This is a genomic window from Alicyclobacillus dauci, assembly GCF_026651605.1.
GTDB classification, from domain to species: domain Bacteria; phylum Bacillota; class Bacilli; order Alicyclobacillales; family Alicyclobacillaceae; genus Alicyclobacillus; species Alicyclobacillus dauci.
In genome coordinates, this window is the sequence record NZ_CP104064.1 from 3,379,793 (window position 1) to 3,394,778 (window position 14,986).

A 14,986-nucleotide genomic window follows, 5' to 3' on the forward strand; every position below is an offset into this window, starting at 1 on the left:
ACAGAGTGCATTAAGAGCCTTTCCAGATTTTTAATCAACCGATTGATCTAATCTTCTACTCTTTTGACTTGTCGCGTTCATAAGTAGCGACATAATTTCCAATGTCTACGGAAATGAATTTCCGTCCAACGAAGACAACCTTGCCTAGTTTCGTTTGTTCTCCATGCTTTCGCGTTGCGTCTTCGTGAGCATGAACGGTATCTCCAACTTGTTATCTTGTTTGTCTGTTATTTATACGAAACCACCAATGCAGTTGCCAAATTACGTCCGGGTCTAGTTACGTAGGTACCGTTAAAATACAATCCGGTAGAACTGCCGCCATCCAAATTCATAGCTTGTTTAAGGCCCAAACTGTGGGCAATCTTGGCTTCGGTTGATAGTGTGGCAGAGTGAATCGTTCCTAAAATTAGGTTGCCACTCGAATCAATACCTACAAAGCTTCGTAGCGTATTGGTGTTAAGAAGAACAGGGTCGGTGAAGCCCTCCAATTTTGGATTTAAGACAATTTGTTTGTTGTCAACGATCATGGGTCCAGCACCAATTGCGTTTGGGTATTGGGAAAAATCAATTGAATGACCATCTAGACTTTGGACACTAACACTAAAATTAACAGGGTCCCCAACGTGAATACGGTCAAGCAAAGATGCTGAACCACTACCAATTTCAACAGCGTACCCACCTACAGGAATTGGAGTAACTCCTTTGTGAATACCTTGAACCGTGTTGTGTTGGACTGTGACAACATTGGCGGTTTTATCCTTTGTGGTTTTGCCAAAGTACGACGTAAGAACACTTACGCGGTCTGAATTTGTGCTAGGTACGTTAAGATACCACGGCCACAATTGAGAAATCGGATTGGTGTCATCGTGTACCTCCACAGAAAGAGATTCTTTGGCTCGGGTCATTACAAGCTGGCCCTTTTGTCCGATTCCTAGGATCGTTCCTTGACTATCGTTTTGGAATTGACCGTTGATTTCGATTGCGCCTGTAGGAAATCGATTAGACCATGAGTTAAAGAATGTCCCATTAATCGCTGCGATTGCTCCTACGCTGTTGGCCATGCTTGCTAATGAAGATGTCGTTCCGAACGTGTTGTTCGCAACTACAGGCCGAACAGACACATGGGGATTGTGAACGTTGATACTTACCCAATTCACGGGTTGTCCATCAACAACTGCATGATGTGATGATACTGCCTGTTGCCATGAAGGTTTAGGTGATGCAGACACGGTCGGTGATAGGGCAAGAATTGTCCCGCAAGCGACTGTCATACCAAGGGCTATATGTTTGTTTCTTACCACTCCAATTACACCTCTTTACTGGGGTTTTGTCTAAATCAGATAAGTCCATACCGTTATTCAGGCTTATTCATAGCTGCCTTCGCTCAAGAGCTTTCGTCATTTTCAATGTGCTCAACATTTTGTTCGTGGCTAAATTCATGTCGCCGCTACACTCGTGTTAGCGGGGCACTCTAGTTTTAATCCTTTTACCTTTCCACTTATCCCATTCATTCAGTTTCATTTGGACCACAGATCCGTGCCAAAACTTAATACGTCTTTCATCTGCTTCAGTGCGTGCCTGTTGTGTTAAATCTGACGATGTAATTAGCATAGCGAATACGCATGTTGGTTTCGTATTTAAACGGGCAGAATGAAGTTCCCGAACAATATTTGGTCCAACTTTGCGGCTATCGTTCCAATGTTTCAGCTGGACTGCTGTGCGCTCTCCAGTCCGCTTCTCAGTGATCACTAGGTCAACTCCACCATCGTTCCCCCCGACCCCTGGTTCTTCCACAGTGTAGCCGTAGTCACGGAAGTAAAGTGCGAAGAGACGTTCAAATTCCGACCAAGTCAATTTTGAAACGGGGGTAGACAGTATCACTTCGTCGGAACGCGTAGTCGAAGACGTTCGTGGATTCGATGTCGATCGTTTTTTGTTAGAGGACGCTTTCCTTTTACCCGTTCCTCCCCGTTTCCTCTTTTTTGGTTGCGAGGACGTTACAGCTTTCAGCACAATTGCGATACCTAATAGGACACCAACTATAACTAGTAGATTGTGTGGGATTGTTATCATAAATTTCTCCGTGAATTATGACATGCCTTGGTTTCTATGAATCCAATACTCGTTTTTTGCCTTTGTAACTCGGAAAACAATTCTTCGAGTTTGGTTTTTCCCCCACAGGCTTCGACGTACTGATTCTCTATTTCATCGTCAATTTGCCGTTCACCAGATTCGATACGGGAAATGGCGCTTTGGTCTACATTCATTATGAGCGCTATCTCCAACTGGGTTTTACCTACCCATAGTCGAAAAGCTTTCAAGACCTTACCCCTGTCAGTATCCATCGCTAATCCTCATTTCATATAAATCATTCAAAATTGAGCATGGTTCACCTCCAGTTCACATATGAAGAGTCTCCGTAAGTACCTGTTTACCTCTTTATTGGGGCCGTCTCCCCAAAACATGCGGTGTGAAAAGTTATCGAAGTTATATAAGAAATATGGTAGATCATGAAGAAAATCGGCTATGTCCCTGATTGAATCAATGTCATCCATCAAGGGCACTCTTGGCATACCGAACGCGCGGATGTCAATGAACACTTGGCCGACCATGACAGCATATGCTCGCTTAAGGAGGTCCTCGGGAACACTCTTGAGCTGTTCAGCAAATTCGTCAGCACTTAGAGTAAGCAGGTACTCGCGCTCTTCCTGCTGAAGTTTTCCCTCTCTTATTAACGTGCCTAAATTCATTTTTAAACTCTCCCTCCAATTGAAATGTGGAATCAAAAGTAATCATTCGACTAAGACTTGGGTGTCAATCATCTTTTCGACCGATGTGGGAATTCTGCAATTTTCCATAACATAGTTCTCCCTTAATCTTCACACAAAATTAGTCCGACTCTGTCCTTTTCCCAACCAACACACGGTACTTATCGTCAAACTGCTGTCCAAGCACCCACAAGCGCCGCCTAGATTCGTGTGAGAGGGACCGACACAATTTAGCGATGTGGTTTCCTTTATCCTCGTTGCGCCGACGTTCTCCAGCTATCATTCGTAGAGCGATAGCCGTTGTTTGCCGCGTCACAAACTCAACTCGTTCCGAAACATCAGCTGCGCTTTGTAACGCATTCTCCAGGGCCTGTGCATCTTGCTCCAAACGCAGAACCTTTCGTTGGTGTCGGGTTGCGTTAGGCGGAAATTCGTAAGTATCCGGAATACATTCCCATTGTACCGTCAATGCTATCACTTCCTACAGCACTAATTTAACAAAACTTTCAAGTCTTACGTTCCTCTACATAACGCTTGTTTAGGAAGTCATCTAGTTCACACACACGGATACCAAGTTGTTTGGCAAGGTAAACTTCCAGTTGGGAGCCCCGCGACATATGCCAGTTCTGGAGTAGAACTACAACATCACAGTCCATTTGTGCTTTGATATCATGTCGCATGAAGTCTTCCCATTCACCATTGATTCGCACTGCGCCAGGGTTAAACACGTTGTACCCTGCTTCTCGTAGCATTTCAGCTGCATTGTCGAAGACTGGTCGGTTGAACTCAGCTATTCCAGACATTGGCCCCGAAATATACACTTTCATCCTGCTCAGTTCAGATGAACGGTCGTTCATAACCGAAATCGAAATCGCTACATATCCATCACTAAGCCATGGTCCGCCCCGTAAAATGTGAGTGACTCTCACTGTGCATGTTCGTCCTGTGTATGTTTGGGTCGTGGGGTTCCATTCTCCAAGCGCTAATGTGTCCCCCACGGCAAATTCTCGGTCGTCCCGCCTAAGCTCTACCGTTTTGTCGCCCGATTCGACAGCTGAAAAATGCTCTGGCCAAATTTTTAACTCGTGCATCATCGGAACTCACCCGCGTCAATTTTCTTCGCTATTCAACCAACTAATGTTTCAGGCGTAAATTTTACATACGCTTGTGGAGTTTCCCATTTTTGCCCTTTTTGAAACATCATATTGATGATGAACAAAACATGAATGCAGTCAAGAATGTCATTGTTTACTTCTTCCACTTGCTTTGAAATTTGTGCTAGATACTTTTCGCATATATCTACAATTTCTGGTTCATCATCGCTAAAGCCTTGAAAAAGCTCCAACCACATGAAAATAAAAGACGTTTCAAGCCAGCGTAGTCGTAAATTGTAACTCGCTATACTAGGATCGTTCCTAAAAAGAAGAGTTATGTCTGCTAGCAATTCATTCATGATTTCAATACTCATTTTAGAATTAGCTATGGTGTAAGAAGAGGATGCACTGGATTTTATATTATCCAAGCTGGTATCTTGGGGTCACCTTACGAAACGGAAAAAATCGTACGTTAAGGCTTTAACCTGTCAGATTAGGGTCAATGGATTCTGAAACATGGCGTCAGATAAGGCCAAAACAAACCCTATCCTGACGCCCATGCGATGGTTTGCCTGACATCAATTTGGGGTACAGTTCATCCGGACAGTATTACCGCTATGCTGGAGATGCCAAGGCGTTGCGTGACACAAAAACGCTTAACGTACAAAAATCGCCGTTTCGTGACGTGACCCCTTCTACTTAGATTATTTCAACGTCAATTTCTTGCCGTCTCTGCGAAATCCAGCTTATTAGGTAACACCTGCGCCCTTTCTATTGCTAGCGATGGAATGCCACTTCAGACAGCTACCCAAGTTCGTAGTCGGCGACTTTGCAACTGTCGCGAACTCGGCGTTGTACCATGCAGGTGCTATCGTATCTACTCCCAACCCGACTGTGACATGGGTTGGGACAGTTATCGAAACAAATACTTCTTCGGTTATCACCTCTATACATTTGTTGCTGCCGATAGCCCCTATGACCTACCGCTCTATCCCAGGTTGCAGCGAGCTTCCCGCCATGATGCGACATCGTGGGTGGTTAGTGCCCGCGAGTTTGTTGAACGCTTTCGTGATTACACCTGGGACAAGGCAATTTTAGACGCTGCACACGACGCGCTGCCAATTTACGAGTACCTTCATTCGCGAAGTATTAAGCCGTTCATTGATTTGAACTTGCGCAGTACAGGAAGTAAAGGAGTTCAGAAGGGTGACATCACATTTTCCCCGACTGGGATCCCCTTCTGCAAGAAGGGATTGGAGATGAAAGACCGTGGATATGACAGTACACGGGGTCGACGCAAATACTATTGTCCGCTCGTCGTAAAAGGCGTCGTGACTTGTGATACGCCTTGTTCCGATTCACCTTACGGAAGATGCGTTCACACATACACCAAACACAATCCTCGCTTGTTCCCACCCGTTGCCCGCAACAGCAACGAGTGGGTCAATGTCTACAAACGCAGAACCACCTGCGAGCGTAGCAACAAGCGAGTAAAAGAGGATTACCGTCTCGAAGCTGCCAAGCATCGCAGTACCATGATGTGGACAGTCCGCATCTACGGCATCGCCATGTGTCAACACATGGACGCTTGGTACAAGAGAGCAATCTAGACCTGAGATCGATGCTCTTGTCAGCCTGAGAATACCCCAATCATACCATCTCCAGCGATGACTTTTTGAAAATCGAATCGTCATCGCTTTGTTTGCTATACCGTTTTTCATGGAACATCGTCCCACCAACCATGAAACCGTCGATTTTCCAGCGCATTTCTGAAATTCCACCTGTTTTATCTCACTTTTCAAGACTCCAATGCTGAGAGGCTATTGCAATAAATATGCTACTAAATATTCAACGAGGCTACATAGATTCATAACTCCTATTAGCTGGATTAGCTGCTCAGATTCAAGTGACAGGTTCTGGTGCAAAAATTCACGAAACCACAATATACAGTGGTGTATCGTAACTGAATCCACACTACATATGGTGTATTCAAATATTTTTGCACCAGAACCGGAATCTCTTTGCCGCACGTCTTGTGGCAGTACCTGGTTGCCATGTTTGTGCTCACATTAGGGGAAATCATCAACTCCCGGTGATGGGGGAATACACCTCGCTCCTGGCAGATGAACAGTTGTGCGGTACCTACTTTGGGTGTCAGTTCTATTGGTGGCCTCAGTTTCTTTGTCGGGCCTTGGCTTGGCGGCGTCATCCTCCATGCCAGCAGCGGTGCGGTTTTGTTCCTCGTCGCTGCGGGTTTTTCGTTCCTTGCTACACCTATGATCGAACGGCTGATAAAATTTGCTTGTCGAGGCAAAGTAAATGTCAGCAAGAGACGCGCTCAGTGCATAGATTTTGGTACGTCCAGACGTGCATAAAGCGAAACGCGTGGGCCAAATTAGTAACATTCCAAGTACACTGGGGAGGGCGATGAAATGCCACTTCGTGGACATGAAGCGTTTGAGCTGAATGAGATGTTGTATGGCTGCGTGAATACGATTAACAGCATGGAATTTTCATCAACCAAGCGAAAGACCCGGAATTGAAGGGCATTCTTCAGAAGCACCAGGACGCGCACATTCAAGACTATAACATGAAGGTAGAGTGGGCGAGATCGGGATCATGCAATGAAAAGCTGAATGTCCCGCCGATGCCGGCAAAATCGGTAGACACACAAAAACCAGCACAAGCTGTAACACCAAATCCAAACGCTACGACGTTCGACGACAGGGGTATTGCAACAGCCTATTTGGTCAGTCTTAAGGCCAACGGAAAGAACTATGCTTCGGCTACGTTTGAGGCAGACGAACCAGAGTTGCGCCAGTTCCTTGAGGATGCATTTACAATGTGTTCCCATCACGCCTTTGAAGTTGCAGGCTGGATGAGCAAGAACGGCTATTATCCTGGAGAACAAGCGACAGGCACGTATCTTAAAGCCCTCAATCAAACGTACGATCCCGTTCCCCAAATGGCAGGGGTCCACTAACCAGGTTCCTCAGCGAAATTGTGAATGTGGGACTGGCGTCTCTGTATGCGCTCGCATGCAGGGGCGTTTTGTATGACGGCTTGGAGTTATCGGATTACTGTTGGCCCGGATCATTAATTATCATTTATCGTGGTCAACTACACAGCAGGGGTTTCGCGATCGGTAAAACCATGGGACTATACGTCGGCAGTGGGGGGTATTCCATACTATGTCGCGGCTGCTCTCTTATTTGTCGGAGCATCGCGGAAATACCTCATTTTGCTTGTTAGCGGTGGAATTGTACTTCTGGTCGTGTGGACCTTGGGATATCTGTTCAACAGTCACGTTCAACGGTTAAAACGATGGGCCCACTAAAAGAAGAGATGACGAGAATTTCTGCCCTTGGGAGTCGAAGCAACATCGAATGGATTGCTATCGCCGGAATTCGGCGCTCACCATGCGCAATCGCGCTTTTGGTTGGAGGTAATTAGATGGCTAAGGCTTTATTGTTGCCAGCCTCATTAGGAGACGGACATAAGCAGGTGGCTTCGGCATTACGAAACGTCTTTATTGAGCATGGTGTGGAAGTTATAGAGGTTGACTGCTTTCGTTCAACAAACTTTCGTATGGCTAGGTGTCTCGAATATTCGTACGAGTGGATGACCCGTTACACTCCACCAGTATATGGCATGTTGTACAGAATGACCTCGAATCTAGGTCCACATAGTAGACTTTGGAAGGCCACGTCCTTGTTTTTCAAGCCGGCAGTAATTCGTGCGCTAGAGCAATATCATCCAGACATTGTGTTGCAATTGTTCCCAGACCATTCATTGGCAAGACTTATCAGGCAATGGAACAGACCTTATATTGGAGTTGTCTTAACCGACTACAGCATCCACGGGAATTGGTTTCATGATAATGTTGACACTTATTTTTTCGCACATGAGGAGATCGGTGAAATCGCACGGCCATTCGTGTCAGCACAAGCGGAAGTAGTGATATCAGGAATTCCCATTAGACCCCAATTTCATATACAGGATTCACCACAAAACCTGTCAAAGAATCGCCCTTATATTCTGTTTGCTACAGGTGGCCGCGGCGTATTTCCACACTTGCGACGTGCAATCTTAATTGCTCGTCGAGTGTTGCCTAATCATGCTGTGTATGTAATGTGTGGTCGTAATGAAGTTATGCTTCACCAAGTGAAGGGATTTGCTGTAAACGACCCGGGCATTCATGGCTTGCCATTTGTGAATAATGTATCCTCTTGGTTACGAGGGGCGTCGTTTGCAGTCATAAAACCGGGAGGAGTAACAGTGAGTGAATGCCTAGCCAGTCATTGCCCGATGGTCATGTATCATCCACAGCAGGGGCAAGAAGCAAATAACGCAGCCTTTATGAAACGCATAGGGGCGGCCGACATTGCACGAAATTCCGAAGAATTCTATACCATCCTCGAAAGAATGAAATCTTCGAGTCAACGTACAGAAATGGCCTTTGCTTGTGCGTCCGTAGCACGTCCTGATGCGGCAAAACGAATTGTGGAACATGCCTTGCAACGATTGAAGATACGTTAAAACACATCTGAGACAACGTCATGATTTTGAAGATTACCGTAATCATGGACCTCCGATGTCTAAAGTCATCCGGCCAAAGGCTTTTGACTGTTCACGAATCTTGACGGCTAAGCCGACTCTGCTAAGTGCACTTAATAGCTGTTCCTTCCCCACTCATCTCTCTATCTGTGGAGTCTTCCAAAACGCCCACAGGGAGATTAATTCCGTAACACAATGAATGCGCATCTGCCATGTATGTCGATGCACGGACAAGGAAAAATTAAACACGTTCAAACTTTCCAACACATATTCCGGCAATTCCGTCTGTGTGTAAGAGCTGCTGACGTTCAGCAAGTTAAATAAACAAAAGTCTGTGTTATATCTGCATACGAAGGTCGGTGAACGGGATGCGAATCGCCATATTCTCTGAGACATTTCTCCCTGGAACGGATGGTGTTGTCACACGTTTGTGTGGTACATTAAAGCACCTATCTGAATCAGGTCATGATGTACTATTATTTGCGCCTCATGGAGCCCCGCCAACGTACGCCTTTGCCACGATTATCGGAATCCCTTCCTTTCGTTTTTTTCTTTATCCTGAAAAGAAATTTGCGTTGCCCTTTCCAAGGGTCGGAAAAGTTCTAAAAGAATTTCAGCCTGATCTTGTACACGCCGTAAATCCGGGCTTTCTTGGCTTCGCCGCAATTTACTACGCGCGAAGGTATCGTGTACCGCTTATTGCGTCCTATCACACACACATACCGACGTATGCACGTTATTACCGGCTCCCTTGGTTGGAACCATTTTTGTGGTGGTATTTTCGCGCGATACACAATCGAGCTGAAGTCAACCTATGTACGTCCAGTGCAACAATAGTAGAGCTAGAGTCCCGAGGATTTCGTGACCTCGCTTTGTGGGAACGCGGCGTAGATTTGCAAATGTTTTCGCCTGCAAAGCGTTCAGAGCAAATGCGCACACGTCTGTTAAACTGCCACAAGGATGATCACCAAAAGTTATTATTGTACGTGGGGCGCCTTGCCAAAGAAAAGGAAATTGAGAATCTGCGTCCATGCCTTGACCGAATGCCTGATATACATCTAGCCATTGTAGGAGATGGTCCGTACCGCTCAACCCTAGAGTCCATTTTTTCAGGTACCAATACAATATTCACTGGGTACTTGTTCGGCGAGGAATTAGCACAGGCGTACGCTTCTGCAGACGGCTTTGTCTTTACATCAACCACTGAAACCCTTGGGCTTGTATTATATGAAGCGATGGCCAGTGGTCTGCCAGTGATGGCCGCGAATAGTCCCGCCACACAAGAGGTATTGGAACACGGAAGAATTGGATTTATATTCGACCCAGAAGATTTCGATTCCATGTTGGAAGCGCTAAATGGATTGATGTATGACGAAAAACGACGCAAAAGAGTCCAAGCATTGGCAAAAGACATTGTGTTTACCCTGGACTGGAGCAAACCAACTGAACAACTTCTCAGCCATTATCAACGCTTACTTGTCACGCGAGCTGCAAATCAACCCAAACCCATTCAAGATTCGACTTCTTAACCGCATCCATGTTGAAGGGGGCGTTCCTTATGGAAACCTTATTTATCGTCAATCCCACAGCCGGAAGAGGAACAACCAAATCACGATGGGATGCTTTCGAACGGCAACTAAAGAAATATACAACTTTCCCTTATAAAGTACACTTTACGACCCGTTCAGGGGAAGCAGAAACTGTATCTTTGCAGGCAACCCGCTCGCACTTTGAACGAGTGATCGCCGTTGGTGGAGATGGGACCGTTAATGAAATTGTCAACGGGGTGCTTGGCAGAGATGTGATGATTGGGATACTTCCGTTTGGTACAGGTAATGACTTGGCACGGTCGATAGAAGCTAATAAATCCGACAAAGACCTACTACATACGCTGTGTTACCCTAAGGAAGCGTCTTTAAATGTGGCGAAAATTAACGGACGGCACTTTATTAACGCAGCAGGCATCGGATTTGACGGAATAGTTGCGAATCATATAAATAGGCATATGTTCATCAAAAGCCTCGGGGCACTTGGATATTCCTTAAGCGCCATTACTGTGTTAAAATCATTCACTCCATCTGAAGTGATGCTCAACATTGACGGAAATTGTGTAATTCTATCACACGTGTGGATGATCGCCATCGGGAATGGCTCCTTTTATGGAGGTGGTATGAAAATCTGCCCGTCTGCCAAGTACGACGACGATTTGCTTGACGTGTGTATCGTGTCTAACTTGGGGAAAATGAATTTCTTAAAACTTCTTCCTTCCGTCTATACGGGAAGGCACGTTGAGAAGGAGACTTTTATTACAATGCAGCAAGGAAAGCGCATCGAGATTACTTGCCCCGATTACATGATTGCTCATGCCGATGGTGAACTCATTGCCTCCTCTTCCCTTCAGATCAGTATTAGTGAAAAGCGAATTCGTTTTCTCACCGACTAAAGGAAAACCTATAGCAGGGGTTATCGAGCCTATGCCTGTGCGGGCTGCTCGCAAACTCACTGTATGCTTTCTTGACCCACGATACAACTTGTTGAACTGAGCTCTACGGAACTCTTTAAATTTTGGATCATTTGCATCACATCTTGAGCCAGCAATCGATAATCTGAATGAAATGGTATGATAGGATCTCCTACAATGATTCGAAATCGTCTGAATAATTTCGCTCGTTGAGCACAAATAGCGATCGGAACGATTGGTACAAATTTAGCTTTTGTTGCAATAAACCCAACTCCCGGTTTCCAAGGAAGCTGACGTCCATTGTGATTTCTCGTTCCCTCAGGGAAGATTCCGACAACCTCGCCCATCTTCAGAAGCAAAATGGCGTAACGAATTGCACCAATCCCTATCCCAGTACGTTTCACAGGAAACGCGTTAAGTTTTTTTACAATCGAACGTAGTACAGGAATCCGAAATAGCTCGTCCTTCGCCATAAATTTAATCGTTGGGTTCAGGAATACACCAAGCAGTATCGGGTCGTGATTGGAAATGTGATTCGAGGCGATAATATAGGGACCACTAACAGGTAGTTTCTCAAGCCCGTTAACGGTGACTCGGTGAGAAGCCTTGTAGTACATTTGAATGATGCATTTTAAAAACAAACGTGTGTTTATCATATAAAATGGTGCTCCTTAGAATGAAATCGAACGAGGATCTTATCCGCAAATATCCTGTCCAATACCGTCCATCGTCATCCAATGTTCATATACAGCGTGACTCATTCGATTCGGCACGCTAGGCGAGATTCGCAACGTAAAATTTGATTGTGCAATGCACAATTTGGGTATATTGAAACATAGATGGTTTGTAGTAAGGTGGCGAATTCATGTGAGCGGATTAGCGAATCAAGTGGTGGCGATTGTTGGGGGTTCAAGTGGTATTGGCATGGAGAGTGCACTGCTGTTTGCTACACAAGGAACACAGACGCTGTTGATTGCTAGAGGGAGGGAACGCTTACGAGAATCCGTCGATGAGATCCGTGCGAACGGAGGAAAGGCTCAAGAATTTCCCGCAGACATTACATCCCCGGATGAAGTAATACAACTTGCGAATCAGATTCGAAGCCAATTTGGACGCGTGGATGTACTCATATACGGTGCGGCTGAATTCTACCTATCACCGGTGGAGATGATGGATTGTGGCCTCGCCAAGCATGCAATGGAAGTGAATTATTGGGGTGCCGTGAACGTGACGAAGGCATTTTTGCCGTTAATCAGAAATGGTGAACGAAAAACCATTGTCTTCATTTCATCGTTGTCCGTTCCGTGTACACCACCTTTCTTTGCAGCATACGCTGCAACCAAACACGCTCTCCGCGGGCTTGCTTTATCTTTGCGGCAAGAACTGAAACCTGAAGGAATACGTGTGCAAATGATAACGCCAGGTCCTGTCGATACGCCGTTAATCGAGAATTACCTTCACCGCGGAATGTATCGCTTACCACCTGGAATCCCGGTGTTACAACCGAGAATAACAGCCAAGCAAATCTATAAGGCGGTGATTCAGCGTAAACAAGACGTAGTGGTTCCAAAACGAATGGGTTGGGCGGCCCGCCTTGCCTACGCGTTCCCCTCTTTGGTTGAATCATATTATCGTTTATCTGTCCCTGATTGGAGCCAGTCGATTCAAACCCAGATTGAGAAACATAAACATCGCACCTTGGAGCCGCACCCAACAGTCGTTCAAAGCAATTCCACGGTTACGACATCGGAACCTGAGGAATAATTCGGCCTTCAATCCGTTCAAAAATATCGTCGAGGTCTCGACCAGTAATAGTTAAACCGTGGTTTTTCAGTCCAATGATCGCACGGTCAGGATTATCTTCCTCGCGAACCAGTTGTGCTACTGCGCGGGCGAGTTCCACGGTACCGCACGGGTAATTAATCTGGGTCGAAGGAATCCCATCCATCCACGCATGAATGTGAACAACGGCGCCCACTTTGGGGTGCTCTGTATAGATCATCCAATGTTCGATGGCGTCAACGGATACCCTTCGAGGTGTAACGTTGGGAGGCACACTCAACTGCATCGTTTTGCGCTCTTCATGAAAATGCTTAACAAGAAGCATGTCTTCCCCAATACGACTCAAGTTCCCTTTGTTTACTCCGCTCGCGCTCATCCAAAAGCGCCGATCGTCTTTTCGTGCGCTTAAATTGCCATAGCTCAGCCCACCGATCCCGTAAAGTCGCTTGACATGCCGAAAATCTTCTGGTGGAAGAATTTCCTGTATCGGAAATGCTGCGGGGAACAAATCCATTTCGTCGATTTTTTTTGCTGCAAGGCGAACTTTTTCAGTAATATCGTCCCCTTCCCAAAGGTCTTCCGGTAGGTCGGGTTCAAATTCGTTGTTAATGATCAAATTCGACGAAGTCAAGGGTTCCATGCGTTTGAAAATATATTCGAAGTGCTTGTCATCCTGTCCCATCTCATAAGGCACTTTATAATAGCCCTGTTCAAGCGTTACGAAATATGTATCCATGTGGTCGCCAGTGTTCACGATATAAATTAACCTGAAATATTCATAGCGCGATCGTGAAGGACCTGTAAATGCAAGCGGTGCAAGGGCTATAAGGGGGATTTAGCGATTCACTCAAAAAGTGACGTGAGCACATAGGAAAAAAGCCCAACCTTTGGTAGTGTTAAGGTGTCTAAGCCAAACACATCAAAGGAGAGCTCTTCTATTGAAAAGCCTACAAGAGAATGTCATGAACTTCAACCCTAGGGTGAAAATGAATTTTGACGGCGGCGACTTGACCTCGGATGCTGGACTGCTCCTATACAAAGAATTCGATCACAAACTGGGCCTATCCGAAGCGGTAGAAGAACTGCTCGTGGTTCATGATTCGGTCTTTCATCGGGATCATCCAAATAGCGACGTGGTTCTTCAGAAACTGTATCAGCACATAGCTGGCTACCATACAGACGATCACGCAGATGATTTAGCTGTAGAGCCATTGCTAACTATGCTGCTGGGAAAGGAAAGCTTGGCCTCACAACCTACTTTGTCTCGTTTCAACGATAAGGCGGATATTGCGACTGCCAAATCTCTGGAGTGTGTGAATGAAACGTTGCAGCGTCGCGTGTACGCTATAAAACCCCAGAACCAATTCGTTTTTGATTTGGATTCCTCCAGCTTTGCTGCCTACGGAAAACAGCATGGAGCGAATTTCAATTACCACTACCAGCAACATGGATTTCATCCGTTGTTTTGCTTTGACGGTCTGACCGGTGATTGTCTGCGAGCAGAGCTTCGTGCAGGCAACGTATACACTTCCCGTCAAGTCGTCCGGTTTGTGGGACCAATTCTGAATCGATACGGTAGGCTGAACCCGGATAGCCTCATCGTCATTCGTGGCGATAGTGGGTTTGCCGTTCCAGGGCTGTTTGAGTTGGCGGAAACCAAGGGTCATAAATACGCCATCCGCCTCAAGTCAAACGCACGGCTACAGTCCATTGCGTAGGTCATGGCGGATCCATTACTAAACGCTGAAAGATTACACAAACGACAAGTCCATTACAGGGAATTCATGTATCAAGCATCCAGTTGGGAACATGCCCGCCGGGTGGTCGTGAAGATGGAACGTCCGGCTGGTGAACTGTTGTTTCAATTCACATTTATCGTGACCAATATGACGCTGCAGCCCAAGAACATCATTCGCTTTTACTGCCAGCGCGGTCATATGGAGAATTTCATCAAGGAAGCCAAAAATGGATTTGCGTGCGATAAGATGAGCAGTACAGACTTTGAAGCGAATGTCGTGAAACTCCAGTTAGCCATACTTGCGTATAACTTTAACAACTGGTTTCGCCGATTGTGTGTACCAGAGAAAATGCAATCAAGTCGGATGGAGACTTTGCGAACCAAACTGGTCAAAGTTGCGGGGAAGCTAGCTCACTCTGGCCGATACTGGACTTGGAAATTGTGCAGTTCGTGTGTGTATCGAAAAGAGTTCATTCAGACGCTTAAAAACGTAGCCGCATTACCGCAGTTCGGTTGAGATGATTCCCGTCTGAATAACAACTGGAACAGACATGAGAGGTGAATACGGGATAGGTGCGCCTTCTCC

Annotated in this window: 15 protein-coding genes and 2 pseudogenes; 8 read left to right on the plus strand and 9 right to left on the minus strand. The window is 45.9% G+C overall.

Features of this window, described 5'->3' with window-relative positions; genetic code table 11:
- Positions 1–227: 227 nt before the first annotated feature.
- The 7 genes from NZD86_RS17120 to NZD86_RS17145 all read right to left on the minus strand — a co-directional run bounded on the left by NZD86_RS17120 (position 228) and on the right by NZD86_RS17145 (position 4,221).
- Complete coding sequence (locus NZD86_RS17120) at positions 228–1,301, minus strand: phosphodiester glycosidase family protein (RefSeq protein WP_268043264.1); 1,074 nt, start codon at positions 1,299–1,301, stop codon at positions 228–230.
- Between the two features lie 157 nt (positions 1,302–1,458).
- Positions 1,459–2,073: a restriction endonuclease gene (locus NZD86_RS24805; RefSeq protein WP_407655181.1), complete on the minus strand. Its 615-nt coding sequence runs from the start codon at positions 2,071–2,073 to the stop codon at positions 1,459–1,461.
- Positions 2,070–2,345 carry a helix-turn-helix transcriptional regulator gene (locus tag NZD86_RS17125; RefSeq protein ID WP_268043265.1) on the minus strand — a complete coding sequence of 92 codons (276 nt, stop codon included), beginning with the start codon at positions 2,343–2,345 and terminating at the stop codon, positions 2,070–2,072. Before NZD86_RS17125 ends, NZD86_RS24805 begins: the two co-directional genes overlap by 4 nt.
- Before the next feature lie 27 nt (positions 2,346–2,372).
- The gene (locus NZD86_RS17130; protein WP_268043267.1) at positions 2,373–2,750 is read right to left on the minus strand and encodes a hypothetical protein; all 378 of its coding nucleotides are present in this window, start codon (positions 2,748–2,750) and stop codon (positions 2,373–2,375) included.
- A 139-nt stretch (positions 2,751–2,889) separates the two neighbouring features.
- Positions 2,890–3,237 carry a hypothetical protein gene (locus NZD86_RS17135; protein ID WP_268043268.1) on the minus strand — a complete coding sequence of 116 codons (348 nt, stop codon included), beginning with the start codon at positions 3,235–3,237 and terminating at the stop codon, positions 2,890–2,892.
- A 37-nt stretch (positions 3,238–3,274) separates the two neighbouring features.
- Entirely contained in the window at positions 3,275–3,862 is a 588-nt protein-coding gene (locus NZD86_RS17140) for a DUF4406 domain-containing protein (protein WP_326492582.1), read from the minus strand.
- A 32-nt stretch (positions 3,863–3,894) separates the two neighbouring features.
- The gene (locus NZD86_RS17145; RefSeq protein ID WP_268043269.1) at positions 3,895–4,221 is read right to left on the minus strand and encodes a hypothetical protein; all 327 of its coding nucleotides are present in this window, start codon (positions 4,219–4,221) and stop codon (positions 3,895–3,897) included.
- A 540-nt stretch (positions 4,222–4,761) separates the two neighbouring features.
- Here NZD86_RS17145 and NZD86_RS17150 point away from each other — a divergent pair.
- From NZD86_RS17150 to NZD86_RS17175, 6 genes are all read left to right on the plus strand, one after another.
- On the plus strand, positions 4,762–5,472 hold the full coding sequence (locus NZD86_RS17150; protein WP_268043270.1) for a transposase: 711 nt from the start codon (positions 4,762–4,764) through the stop codon (positions 5,470–5,472).
- 513 nt (positions 5,473–5,985) lie between these two features.
- Positions 5,986–6,237 (plus strand): hypothetical protein, encoded by a 252-nt coding sequence (locus NZD86_RS17155; protein WP_268043271.1) that lies wholly within the window; start codon positions 5,986–5,988, stop codon positions 6,235–6,237.
- A gap of 164 nt (positions 6,238–6,401) precedes the next feature.
- The gene (locus NZD86_RS17160; RefSeq protein WP_268043272.1) at positions 6,402–6,845 is read left to right on the plus strand and encodes a spore coat protein; all 444 of its coding nucleotides are present in this window, start codon (positions 6,402–6,404) and stop codon (positions 6,843–6,845) included.
- 470 nt (positions 6,846–7,315) lie between these two features.
- Complete coding sequence (locus tag NZD86_RS17165; RefSeq protein ID WP_268043273.1) at positions 7,316–8,401, plus strand: MGDG synthase family glycosyltransferase; 1,086 nt, start codon at positions 7,316–7,318, stop codon at positions 8,399–8,401.
- Between the two features lie 386 nt (positions 8,402–8,787).
- A complete protein-coding gene (locus NZD86_RS17170) occupies positions 8,788–9,948 on the plus strand; it encodes a glycosyltransferase family 4 protein (RefSeq protein ID WP_268046917.1) in 1,161 nt (386 codons plus the stop codon).
- Between the two features lie 29 nt (positions 9,949–9,977).
- Positions 9,978–10,862, plus strand: a complete 885-nt coding sequence (locus tag NZD86_RS17175; protein ID WP_268043274.1) for a diacylglycerol/lipid kinase family protein — start codon at positions 9,978–9,980, stop codon at positions 10,860–10,862.
- A 56-nt stretch (positions 10,863–10,918) separates the two neighbouring features.
- Here NZD86_RS17175 and NZD86_RS17180 read toward each other — a convergent pair whose 3' ends face one another.
- Entirely contained in the window at positions 10,919–11,536 is a 618-nt protein-coding gene (locus NZD86_RS17180; RefSeq protein ID WP_268043275.1) for a lysophospholipid acyltransferase family protein, read from the minus strand.
- Between the two features lie 211 nt (positions 11,537–11,747).
- Between NZD86_RS17180 and NZD86_RS17185 the strand changes: the two genes are divergently transcribed.
- On the plus strand, positions 11,748–12,644 hold the full coding sequence (locus NZD86_RS17185) for an SDR family NAD(P)-dependent oxidoreductase (RefSeq protein ID WP_268043276.1): 897 nt from the start codon (positions 11,748–11,750) through the stop codon (positions 12,642–12,644).
- On the opposite strand, the pseudogene NZD86_RS17190 reads toward NZD86_RS17185, so the two are convergent.
- Positions 12,619–13,428 (minus strand): annotated as a pseudogene (locus NZD86_RS17190) (class II aldolase/adducin family protein); the annotation flags it as partial. The gene NZD86_RS17185 and the pseudogene NZD86_RS17190 sit on opposite strands and share 26 nt — an antisense overlap.
- A 196-nt stretch (positions 13,429–13,624) precedes the next feature.
- Here NZD86_RS17190 and NZD86_RS17195 point away from each other — a divergent pair.
- Positions 13,625–14,917, plus strand: a pseudogene (locus tag NZD86_RS17195) (IS1380 family transposase).
- Positions 14,918–14,986 lie beyond the last annotated feature (69 nt).

Excerpts from the sequence above, each read along its gene's own strand:
- NZD86_RS24805 (WP_407655181.1), bottom strand. The coding sequence starts at position 2,073 with ATGATAACAATCCCACACAATCTACTAGTTATAGTTGGTGTCCTATTA.
- NZD86_RS17125 (WP_268043265.1), bottom strand. The coding sequence starts at position 2,345 with ATGGATACTGACAGGGGTAAGGTCTTGAAAGCTTTTCGACTATGGGTA.
- NZD86_RS17130 (WP_268043267.1), bottom strand. The coding sequence starts at position 2,750 with ATGAATTTAGGCACGTTAATAAGAGAGGGAAAACTTCAGCAGGAAGAG.
- NZD86_RS17140 (WP_326492582.1), bottom strand. The coding sequence starts at position 3,862 with ATGATGCACGAGTTAAAAATTTGGCCAGAGCATTTTTCAGCTGTCGAA.
- NZD86_RS17145 (WP_268043269.1), bottom strand. The coding sequence starts at position 4,221 with ATGAATGAATTGCTAGCAGACATAACTCTTCTTTTTAGGAACGATCCT.
- NZD86_RS17150 (WP_268043270.1), top strand. The coding sequence starts at position 4,762 with ATGGGTTGGGACAGTTATCGAAACAAATACTTCTTCGGTTATCACCTC.
- NZD86_RS17155 (WP_268043271.1), top strand. The coding sequence starts at position 5,986 with ATGAACAGTTGTGCGGTACCTACTTTGGGTGTCAGTTCTATTGGTGGC.
- NZD86_RS17165 (WP_268043273.1), top strand. The coding sequence starts at position 7,316 with ATGGCTAAGGCTTTATTGTTGCCAGCCTCATTAGGAGACGGACATAAG.
- NZD86_RS17170 (WP_268046917.1), top strand. The coding sequence starts at position 8,788 with ATGCGAATCGCCATATTCTCTGAGACATTTCTCCCTGGAACGGATGGT.
- NZD86_RS17175 (WP_268043274.1), top strand. The coding sequence starts at position 9,978 with ATGGAAACCTTATTTATCGTCAATCCCACAGCCGGAAGAGGAACAACC.
- NZD86_RS17180 (WP_268043275.1), bottom strand. The coding sequence starts at position 11,536 with ATGATAAACACACGTTTGTTTTTAAAATGCATCATTCAAATGTACTAC.